At 37.3% G+C, this 11,643-nt stretch carries 8 protein-coding genes; 4 read left to right on the top strand and 4 right to left on the bottom strand.

The genetic code is table 11. The features are described from left to right. Positions 1–416 precede the first annotated feature (416 nt). Positions 417–2,246, bottom strand: coding sequence for a translational GTPase TypA (gene typA, locus ACZQCL_RS02785; protein WP_482481794.1), 1,830 nt, complete (start codon positions 2,244–2,246; stop codon positions 417–419). A gap of 109 nt (positions 2,247–2,355) precedes the next feature. Between typA and ACZQCL_RS02780 the strand changes: the two genes are divergently transcribed. Then, the gene (locus tag ACZQCL_RS02780) at positions 2,356–3,099 is read left to right on the top strand and encodes an esterase family protein (protein WP_482481793.1); all 744 of its coding nucleotides are present in this window, start codon (positions 2,356–2,358) and stop codon (positions 3,097–3,099) included. A gap of 360 nt (positions 3,100–3,459) precedes the next feature. Here the strand turns inward: ACZQCL_RS02780 and ACZQCL_RS02775 are convergent, their stop codons facing one another. The 3 genes from ACZQCL_RS02775 to ACZQCL_RS02765 are packed head-to-tail and all read right to left on the bottom strand — an operon-like array spanning position 3,460 to position 5,544. Then, the gene (locus ACZQCL_RS02775) at positions 3,460–4,785 is read right to left on the bottom strand and encodes an MATE family efflux transporter (protein WP_482481792.1); all 1,326 of its coding nucleotides are present in this window, start codon (positions 4,783–4,785) and stop codon (positions 3,460–3,462) included. Positions 4,786–4,825: 40 nt separating this feature from the next. Further along, the gene (locus ACZQCL_RS02770) at positions 4,826–5,065 is read right to left on the bottom strand and encodes a NifU family protein (protein WP_117925153.1); all 240 of its coding nucleotides are present in this window, start codon (positions 5,063–5,065) and stop codon (positions 4,826–4,828) included. 17 nt (positions 5,066–5,082) lie between these two features. After that, positions 5,083–5,544, bottom strand: a complete 462-nt coding sequence (locus ACZQCL_RS02765) for a divergent PAP2 family protein (RefSeq protein ID WP_118114211.1) — start codon at positions 5,542–5,544, stop codon at positions 5,083–5,085. A gap of 89 nt (positions 5,545–5,633) precedes the next feature. Here ACZQCL_RS02765 and ACZQCL_RS02760 point away from each other — a divergent pair, with 89 nt between their 5' ends. From ACZQCL_RS02760 to ACZQCL_RS02750, 3 genes are all read left to right on the top strand, one after another. Beyond that, a complete protein-coding gene (locus tag ACZQCL_RS02760; RefSeq protein ID WP_256268930.1) occupies positions 5,634–6,905 on the top strand; it encodes a glucose-6-phosphate isomerase in 1,272 nt (423 codons plus the stop codon). A 158-nt stretch (positions 6,906–7,063) separates the two neighbouring features. Next, complete coding sequence (gene nifJ / locus ACZQCL_RS02755; protein WP_227991858.1) at positions 7,064–10,612, top strand: pyruvate:ferredoxin (flavodoxin) oxidoreductase; 3,549 nt, start codon at positions 7,064–7,066, stop codon at positions 10,610–10,612. Between the two features lie 90 nt (positions 10,613–10,702). Next, positions 10,703–11,643: P1 family peptidase (locus ACZQCL_RS02750; RefSeq protein ID WP_482481791.1), on the top strand; the 941-nt coding region annotated here is incomplete at its 3' end.

Raw genomic sequence — 11,643 nt, 5'->3', positions numbered from 1 at the left:
AACACGACCCTACGATATTTTATAGAATTTTTTTACTACTTATAAAACGACCCTATAAAAATTTAAGGACTATGTTCGACCCTACAAGAATTTAAATATCCCTAAAAAATGGATACATAATCGTACCCATTTTTATTTTTATTTAAACTGGTTTCATTCTGACTGCGCAGACTCGTTGAAAAACAACAATTGGCTGGGTCTGTCAGGCAACCCATGACCTACGACTTTGCTGGTTGTCGCCACCCTCGCTGTAATAACAGCACTAGGCTGAGCTTCTAGGACGGCTCAATATCCACAGTTTTTTAAGATGCCAGTTGCATCTAAAGACATCACTGTCTTCACTCTCGTTGTACTATTTTTTATAAAATAAGCAACCAAGTTGGCTGAACAAAAAAAGACTTGGAATTATCCAAGCCTTATTGAGCATTCATCTTTTGACGATATAAGTTACGACGATCTAGAGCTGTTAAACCTTTTTTACGGATACGAATCGCATCAGGTGTAACTTCGACTAATTCATCATCGTTGATCCATTCTAATGCTTCTTCTAGTGAGAAGATTTTTGGTGGAGTAAGAAGCATGGCTTCATCACGACCACTTGAACGGATGGCAGTTAATTTCTTGTTCTTTAATGGGTTCACATCCAAATCGATGTTTTTAGAACTTTGCCCAATGATCATACCTTCATAAACTGGTGTTTGTGGAGAAATGAACAATTGACCACGTTCTTGAAGGTTCCATAAAGCGTAAGTCATGGCTTCACCTGTTTCAGTTGAAATCATTGCACCTTCCATACGTTGTGCGATTTCTCCTTTATATGGTTCATAACCACTAATACGACGTACTAATGTACCTTCACCGTGTGTATCATTGATAAATTCTGAACGGAAACCTAACAAACCACGAGTAGGTGCTGTATATACGATTTTCACATATCCATTTTCTTCAGACATGTCTTGCATAACACCCTTACGAAGATTTAATTTATTGATGATTGTACCTGAATATTCTTCTGGAGCTAAACATACAACTTCTTCGATTGGTTCTACTTTGTGTCCATTTTCATCTTTGTGTAGGATAACCTCTGGTTTAGAAACAGCCAATTCATATCCTTCACGACGCATATTTTCAATCAATACAGAAATATGTAATTCACCACGACCACTAACTTTGAAGCAATCGGCTGAATCGGTTGGTTCAACCTTTAAACCAACGTTAACTTCTAGTTCTTTTTCAAGTCTTTCTTTTAAGTTACGACTTGTTACGTACTTACCACTCTGTCCTGCAAATGGACTTGAGTTTACGTGGAAGTTCATAGATAGAGTTGGTTCTTCAATTTCAATGTGTTCCATTGGTTCAACATGATCGGCTGTACAGATTGTATCACCAATACTGATATCTGGCATACCTGCAATAACTACGATATCGCCTGAATGTGCTTCTTGAACACTTGTTCTAGACAATCCTTTGTATACGAATAATTTAGATAAGCTTTCTTTGGCATTCAATCCAGATTGGTTACAACGAATATATTGTTGTCCTTGTTTTAAAACACCTGAATATAAACGTCCAATTCCTAAACGACCAATGTATTCATCGTATGCCAAGGCAGATACTTGCATTTGAAGAGGTTCTTCATCCATATCTGGATATACATCACAATGTTTTAAGATTGTATCGAATAATGGGTCGATGTTGTCGCTTGGAGTTTTAAGGTCGTATTGAACACGTCCTTCTCTTGCTACACCATAAAGGATAGGGAAGTCTAATTGTTCGTCGTTGGCATTTAAGTCTAAGAACAATTCGTAAACTTCATCGACAACTTCTTCAGCTCTTTGGTCTTTCTTATCAATCTTGTTGATCAATAGAATTGGTTTTAAACCAATTTCCAAAGCTTTTGATAATACGAAACGAGTCTGAGGCATTGGACCTTCACTCGCATCGACTAATAAGATAACTGTATCTACGGTACGGATAATACGTTCAACTTCACTTGAGAAGTCGGCGTGGCCTGGCGTATCTACAATATTAATTTTTACACCGTTATGAATAACGGAACAGTTTTTAGAATAAATCGTAATTCCACGTTCACGTTCTAGATCGTTTGAGTCCATGATACAGTTAACAACTTCTTCGTTGTCACGGAAAACATCACCTTGTCTTAAAAACGCATCGACTAACGTACTTTTACCGGCATCAACGTGGGCGATAACGGCAATGTTAAGAATTTTTTCTTTATTGGACATACTGTCACTCACTTTCCTGTCAAAAACAGTACAATTATAAAGCAAGAAACCTTAAAACTCAATAAAATGTGCTATAATAAAACAAAAATTTTCTGAAAGGGGTAACACCATGCAAGTGCAATATATAAAAGAGTATTCAAATTGTCTCGATCGTGAAATGGAATATAAAATCTATGGCCAAGGCGGTAAATTATGTCTGGCTATTCCAAGTCAAAATGGACGTTTCTTTGAATGGGAAGATCGTGGTATGATTCATGAAGTATCCCAATGGATCGAATCCAATCAATTAACGATTATTACGTGTGATACTTTGGATTTAGAAACATGGTCCTATCCTTATAACACAAAGGTTCGTATGTTGAAACATGAGTTGTGGTTTGAATATATCCTTTCAGAATTGATTCCTAGTGTACAAGAAAAAATGAATAACTACGATAAATGGATGGTGACAGGGGCAAGTCTAGGGGCAACGCATGCCACTAATTTGATTTTCCGTTTTCCTAAACAATTCGATACCTTATTAGCCCTATCTGGTATTTATGATACAGAATTATTCTATGGAGATTATCATGATGAAAATACATACCATAATAATCCATGTGCCTACATGAAAAATATGTCTTTAGATCATCCCTATATGGAATTGTATAAACAATCCAAATTGATCTTTTGTGTAGGACAAGGCAATTGGGAGCAAGAGTGTGTTGAATCTTTAAGACAATTTAGCACAATCCTTTATGATCAACACATCGATGCTTGGTGTGATTTCTGGGGTTATGATGTCTATCATGACTGGCCTTGGTGGAAGGTACAACTACAGTATTTTATGGAACAAATATTTAAGGAAGTATGACAAATATTAAGAATGAATTGATTTCACTATGACATTACCATTTTTGGATCAGAAGGTCTCAATTAGTGCTTAATAATTTCCTTGCATTTTCACAGATGTGTGGTAAATTACCAGTGACGAAGGTCGTCATCAGACGGCAAACTAGCGAATCACTATCGTAACCAATCGGTAGGGCTCGCTTTTTATTTTTGAAAAGACTCAATATTCTTATATTTTTTGTGATTATAAAAATTTTGAATTGTTTTCCTTTATAGTTTGAAACATAAAATCTAAAATTAAAATAAATACGATATTGCACTAAAAAAGAGATGCACAATATATGCATCTCACAGACATTAAGCGTGAACTACTTCTTTTGTGTTAGATGACTTTATGTTCTAGCCACTTATTTGATTTAAAACGAGCTAAGAAGATGAATGAGCGAATTGTCCAATCGGCACCCATACCAATCCATACAGCTAAAGGTCCCATGTGGAATGTATGAACTAAAAAGATAGTCACTACAACTCTGCAGATCCACATAGATAAAGTGGATGTGATCATACTGAATTTTACATCGCCAGCGGCTCTTAGGCCATAGCCTGGTAAGAATGAGGGTGTCCAGAATATCATTTTATAAGCGAAGACAATGCGTGTTAGCCAAATAGCTAGTTTAGCACTTTCTGCTTCCATTCCCGCAAGGCTTGTGATTTGTTGGATAAAAAGCATGATTGTTGCACAAAATACAATACATACAATCCAAGCTAGTCTGGTTAATGAAATCGTATAGTGTCTTGCTTGTTCATATTCTTTAGCACCTACACATTTTCCTACGACAGTCATCATACCAAGTCCTACACCAATGCTTGCTTGACATGCAAAGCTTTCAAGCATGGCCACCATAGCTTGTGCGGCAATGGCTGTTGTTCCCATTGTAGATACAGTGGATTGAATCACAAGTTTTCCAAATTGAAACATACCATTTTCAATACCGGTTGGAATACCGATTTTTAATATTTTTGTGATTGTTTCAATTTCCGGCCGGATACTTAAATAGGAATCGACATATAAATCTTGTTTGGGCTGTTTTAAAAGGATCAGGATAATAATTGCACTGATAATTCTAGAAAGAAGTGTGGATAGGGCAGCTCCGGCTACGCCTAAACTTAGGGTAAAGATGAAAAAGATGTTTCCAAGTATATTTAGAATGTTAGAGCCAAACGCAATGGCCATGGGAAGTCTTGAGTTTTGACTCGTTCGAAAGCTTGCGGCACCTGCATTATATAGAGCGATAAAGGGATAGGATAGGGCGGTGATGAAAAGATAGTTTAATGCATTGTCCATCACGTTTTTTTCTACGGATCCAAAAATCAATGTAAGTAATGGTCTTCTAAATAGAATGCAGGGAATTGTAATCAATATGGAAATAAGGGTTACGGAAAAGATCAATTGTTTCAAGGCTTGGTTGGCCTTGTCTTTTTGGTTGGATCCTAAGTATTGGGCGCAGATGATGGCGCCTCCAGTTGCCATGGCGGCAAATATATTGATGATCAAAATATTTAATGAATCGACAAGGGAAACGGCAGAAATAGCGGCCGAACCTATGTTGGTGACCATAATGGTGTCGACAGATCCCATTAATGCGGTTAAAACTTGTTCGAACATCAACGGAATTAATAATCTTCGTAATTGTTCTTTGGTGTACATAATCAAAACTCCTAAAAATAAAAAGATATCTTTCGATATCTTAACCTACTAGTACTACATCACGGATGTTTGGCACTTCTTCAAGCAATAATTCTTTGATTCCACCTGAGAAATCTTCAGAAGCCATCATACATCCTTGACATGCACCTTTAAAAGATACATAGACAACATTGAATTCATCAACTCCTAATAGTTCAATGTCGCCTCCGTCATGTTGAATGTAAGGACGAATCTTATCTAAACAATCATTAACGGCTTTACTATCTACTACAGTATCCATAAAACAACACTCCTAACTTATAAAAATAGTGGACATAAGATCAATGGGACAGCAAGTCCAACCACAAATCCTCCAATGACTTCGACAAATTTATGTCCAAGTACATTTTTTAACTTTTCCTGATAGATGGGATCATCAAAGTGAAGTCCTGTCATTTCGCGTAAATCTTTGACTAATTGTTGTGTTAGCTCAATGTTTTTACCAGAATAGTAGCGTACGTGGCATGCATCGTACATAACAATAAAGGAAAAGATGGTGGTTACGGCAAATATGGCTGAGTCAAATCCTTCCTGAATTCCAATGGAAAGGGAAAGGGCTGTTACAGTCGATGAGTGACTGCTTGGAAAGCCGCCACTTGCGATGACCCAGTGAAAGTCCCATTTGCCAGTTCTATAATAATATACGACCGTTTTTAACACTTGTGCAAGTATATTGCTCAAAAGAGCTGTGACAAGTGGATATAAGGACGATGGTATCATAAATTCACACTCCTAACGAAAAACATTATATCATACAAAGTTAAATCGTGGTATAATCTTCTTTAGGATAGCTATGGAGGGAAATAAAAATGATTCAATTAGATTTAAATCATGCTTTCTTAAAAGAAGATGTAAAGGCTTATCAAGATCAAGTTCGCGCAATTGATGAAGCTTTACAAAATGGTACTTGTAAGGGTAACGACTTTATCGGTTGGCTAAACTGGGCTAACAATTATGATAAAGAAGAATTTAGTCGCATTAAAGAGGTTGCCGCAAAAGTACGTGAAAACACAGAAGTATTCGTTGTATGTGGTATTGGAGGATCTTATTTAGGTGCTCGTGCTGCCATTGAAATGATGAATGGTTTATATGGTGACAACAAGCCTGAAATTATTTATATGGGAAACACTTTCTCATCTACTTATATTTCACAGGTTATGAATCATATTAAAGATAAGGAAGTTACTGTAAATGTTATTTCTAAATCTGGAACTACAACGGAAACAGCATTGGCTTTCCGTATCTTGAAACAATTTATGGAAGAAAAATATGGTGAAGATGCGAAGAATCGTATTATTGCCACTACAGACAAGGCTAGAGGAACATTGAAGGCTTTAGCCGATAAAGAAGGATATGAAACATTCGTAATTCCTGATGATATTGGTGGACGTTTCTCAGTAATTACTCCAGTTGGATTATTGCCAATCGCAGTAGCTGGAATCGATATCGATGCTTTGATGAAAGGTTTACATGATGGTATGGGTGAATATGGAGATGCAGATCTTGAAAAGAACCCGGCTTACCGTTATGCAGTGGCTCGTCGTATTCTTCAAAACCAAGGATATGATGTTGAATTGTTAGTAAACTATGAACCTCAAATGCAGATGGTTGCTGAATGGTGGAAACAATTGTTTGGAGAAAGTGAAGGAAAAGATGGAAAGGGTATTTTACCGGATTCAGTATGTTTCTCAACAGACTTACACTCTTTAGGACAATTTGTTCAGGAAGGTAAGAAAGTATTGTTCGAAACAAACTTATATGTTGATACACCAATGATCGATTTAACATTCCCTAATGATGAAGCCAATGAAGATGGAATGAACTACTTGGCTGGTAAGAGTGTGGATTGGGCTAATAAAATGGCTGCCAAAGGAACATTACAGGCTCATGAAGAAACAGGTGGAGTTCCAAATATCTTATTAACTATGCCAGGCATGACTTCTTATGACTTTGGTAATATGTGTATGTTCTTCTTCAAGGCCATCGCAATGACAACTTTGATGAATGATTCTAACCCATTCAATCAGCCTGGTGTTGAAGTTTATAAAAAGAACATGTTCAAACTATTAGGTAAAGAGTAATGATGAAAATAGAGATGTAAGCAAGTGTTTACGTCTCTTTTTTATACGCTTACAAATTAGATGAGACTAACCTCTATAGTGAATTTAACCTTTAAAATTTGACATGAAGCTCGTATAATAAATTATGGTATTGAATATCTATAAAGGAGGAAATATTAATGCCTAGAGCAAAACAGTCTATGGATGGAAATACGGCTGCGGCTCACGTTGCGTATGCTTTTACAGACGTTGCTGCAATTTATCCTATTACTCCATCTAGTCCAATGGCAGACTCTATTGACCAATGGTCTGCAGCTGGACAAAAAAATATTTTTGGAAATCAAGTAGTTGTAAGTGAATTACAATCAGAAGCAGGTGCTGCTGGTGCTGTTCACGGATCATTAGCTGCTGGTGCATTGACTAATACATTCACTGCATCTCAAGGTTTATTATTGATGATTCCAAACATGTACAAGATCGCTGCTGAACAATTACCATGTGTATTCGATGTATCTGCACGTACAGTTGCAACTCACGCATTGAACATCTTTGGTGATCACTCAGACGTTTATGCTTGTCGTCAAACAGGTTTCGCTATGTTATGTGAAACTAACCCACAGGAAGTTATGGATTTATCTCCAGTAGCTCACTTAGCTGCTTTAGAAGGTAAAGTACCATTCATTAACTTCTTTGATGGATTCCGTACTTCTCACGAAATTCAAAAAATCGAAAAATGGGACTATGAAGATTTAAAAGAAATGTGTCCAATGGAAGCTGTTGAGGAATTCCGTAAACACGCTTTAAATCCAGAACGTCCAACTATGCGTGGTTCTCACGAAAATGGAGATATCTTCTTCCAACACCGTGAAGCATGTAACACTGCATATGATGAATTACCTGCTGTAGTAGAAAAATACATGGGTAAAATCAATGAAAAATTAGGAACAAACTATGACTTGTTCAACTACTATGGAGATCCTGAAGCTGATCGTGTAATCATCGCTATGGGTTCTATCAATGACGTTGCTGAAGAAGTTATCGACTACTTAACTGCAAAAGGAGAAAAAGTTGGTTTAGTTAAGGTTCGTTTATATCGTCCTTGGTCAAGCAAACACTTATTAAAAGTTCTTCCTAAGACAGCTAAGAAAGTTGCAGTACTTGACCGTACTAAAGAACCAGGTGCTCTAGCTGACCCATTATACTTAGATGTAGCTACAACACTTCGCGAAGCAGGATTAAATGACATCACTCTTTGCGGTGGACGTTATGGTTTAGGATCTAAGGATACTCCACCTTCAAGTGTATTCGCTGTTTACACTGAATTGTTAAAAGACGAACCAAAACCTCGTTTTACAATTGGTATCGTGGATGACGTTACAAACTTATCATTGCCAGAAGTTAAACCAGCTCCTAACACTTCAACTCCAGGAACTGTTGAATGTAAATTCTGGGGTCTTGGAGGAGACGGTACTGTAGGTGCTAACAAGAACTCTACTAAGATCATCGGTGACCACACTGACAAATACATTCAGGCTTACTTCCAATATGACTCTAAGAAAACTGGTGGTATCACAATTTCTCACTTGCGTTTCGGAGACAAACCTATCCGTAGCCCATACTACATTAACCAGGCTGACTTCGTAGCTTGTCACAACCCTTCATATGTAGTAAATGGATACAAGATGGTTCAAGACGTTAAACCTGGTGGTGTATTCATGATCAACTGCCAATGGTCAGACGAAGAATTAGACAAACACATGCCTGCTGAATCTAAAAAATATATCGCAGACAACAATATCCAATTGTACACAATCAATGCCATCGATAAAGCTATCGAAATCGGTATGGGTAAACGTACAAACACAATCTTACAATCTGCATTCTTCAAATTAGCTAACATTATGCCAATTGAAGAAGCTGTAGATTACATGAAAGCAGCTGCTAAGAAATCTTACTCTAAGAAGGGTGATGCAGTTGTTGAAATGAACTACAAAGCTATCGATGCTGGTGTTGGCGCAACTCACAAAGTTGAAATTCCTGCATCTTGGGCTAACCCAGAAGCTGATGCACCAAAACCTGAATTGTCAGGACGTCCTGCAACAGTTAAGATGGTTAAAGACATCATGGAACCAGTTAACAAAATGGATGGAGATTCATTACCTGTATCTGCATTTACTGGAAACATTGATGGTCAATGGGAAACTGGTGCTAGTGCTTACGAAAAACGTGGTACAGCCGTTACAGTTCCTGAATGGGATCCTGAAAAATGTATCCAATGTAACCAATGTGCATTCGTATGTTCACACGCTACAATTCGTCCATTCTTATTGAGCGAAGAAGAAGTTAAGGCTGCTCCTGCACAAATCAAATTAGCTGATGTTAAACCAAAAGCTACAGAATTCAAATATACAATGAGTGTATCTCCATTAGATTGTATGGGATGTGGTGAATGTATCACTGTATGTCCAACTCAAGCAATCAAGATGGTTCCTCAAGAATCTCAAGCTGAAGAACAACCAGTATTCGATTACTTAGTAGCTAACGTTTCTAAGAAAGATTCTGGATTCGCTGATGACACAGTTAAGGGTTCTCAATACAACCAACCATTGTTAGAGTTCTCTGGATCATGTGCTGGATGTGCTGAAACATCTTATGCTCGTTTAATTACTCAGTTATTTGGTGAACACATGTATGTATCAAATGCAACTGGATGTTCTTCAATCTGGGGTGGTCCAGCATCTGTATCTCCATATACAGTAAACAAAGACAGCTTACAAGGACCAGCATGGGCTAACTCATTGTTCGAAGACAATGCTGAACACGGATTCGGTATGCAATTAGGACAAAAAGTATTACGTGAACAAGCTATCGAAAAATTAGGTGCTATGAACGAAAGCGAAAAAGCAACTCCTGAATTCAAGGCTGCATTCGAAAAATTCATGGAAACTAAAGAAAATACTCGTACTAACACAGAAGCAACAAAAGCATTATTAGTTGAAGTAGAAAAAGCTGCTGAAGCTGGATGCCCAGATGCTAAAGCTGTATTAGATAAGAAAGAATACTTAGCTAAGAAATCTGTTTGGATCTTCGGTGGAGACGGATGGGCTTATGATATCGGATTCGGTGGATTAGACCACGTTCTTGCATCAGGTGAAAACGTAAACGTTATGGTATTCGATACAGAAATGTATTCAAACACTGGTGGACAGGCTTCTAAAGCATCTAACATCGGTGAAGTTTGTCAGTTCGCTGCAGCTGGTAAAGAAATGAAGAAAAAATCTTTAGCAGAAATCGCAATGAGCTACGGATACGTTTATGTAGCACAAATCGCTCTTGGAGCTAACCCTGCACAAGCCGTTAAATGTATTGCTGAAGCAGAAGCTTATCCAGGACCATCTTTAATCATCGGTTATGCACCATGTGAATTACACGGTATTGCTAAGGGTGGAATGAACCACTGTCAAGATGAAATGAAGAAAGCTGTTAAATCTGGATACTGGAACTTATTCTCATTTGATCCAGCTAAGAAAGAAGCAGGTAAGAACCCATTCACATTAACTTCTAAAGAAGGAGATGGAACTTACCAAGACTTCTTACACAACGAATCTCGTTACACTCGTTTAGTGAAACCATTCCCTGAAAGAGCAGAAAAATTATTTGCTAAGTCAGAAGAAGTAGCTAAAGAACGTTACGAACACTTACAACGTTTAGTTGAACTTTACAAGTAAGAAATAAATGAAAGAAGCTGATTAATTTCGGCTTCTTTTTTTGTGCAAATTAAAAATTATTACTATAATGGTTGTAAGAGGTGTTTACTTATGGAAAAAGGAAAATTAAATCGAATTACAGATGTAGAAGGTGTACTTGTAGGGCATAAGACAATTAGTTCAGGAACTCACCAAACGGGTGTTACATTTATTCGTACGGCTGAAGATGTATTTCATCAAAAGCTAGCTTGTGGTTGTAGTATTCTAAATGGTTTTGGCAAAACAACTGGCTTACCACAAATTATGGAGTTGGGTACTTTGGAAAGCTATATTTGTTTGACAAACACTTTAAATGTGGGTGTTGTTCAACAAGCTTTGGTGGATATCATGGTTAAAGAAAATGAAGATCTAACAAGTGTTAATGTTGTCGTTGGAGAATGTAATGATGGCTATTTAAATGCGATTCGCGATTGTGTCGTTACAAAAGAAGATGTATATGATGCGTATAGTGATTGTAAAAAAGAATTTGAACTCGGCAGTGTTGGTGCAGGGCGAGGCATGTCTTGTTTTGAAATGTCAGGTGGTATTGGATCGAGTTCAAGAATCTTTGAAATTGATGGAAATACATATACTCTAGGTGTACTTGTACTTTCTAATTTTGGCTTAAGAGAACAATATCTATTAGATAAAGTTGAGGGGAATCAATTGCCTTTAGAACAAGAAAAAGGTTCCATCATGATGATCATTGCGACAGATGCTCCGTTAAGTGATCGTCAACTTCATAGAGTTTGTAACCGAATGCCAGTCGGTTTAGCCTTAACAGGATCGCATATGGGCAATGGTTCAGGTGATATTGCGATTGCGTTTAGTACGGCCAATCGTTTTGGAAATGAAGAAATTCATACTTTAAAACAAATCAATGACAACAAGATCAATGTTGTGTTTGATGCAGCCATTGAATCTTGTAAAGAAGCTGTGCATGTATCTTTAATTGAAAATGAAGAGGTAACGGGTCAGTCTGGACATGTTCGTAAGTGTTTAAATCAAGTGAA

This window comes from Holdemanella sp. (assembly GCF_056804935.1).
This window is presented reverse-complemented; position numbering and strand designations above follow the sequence as displayed.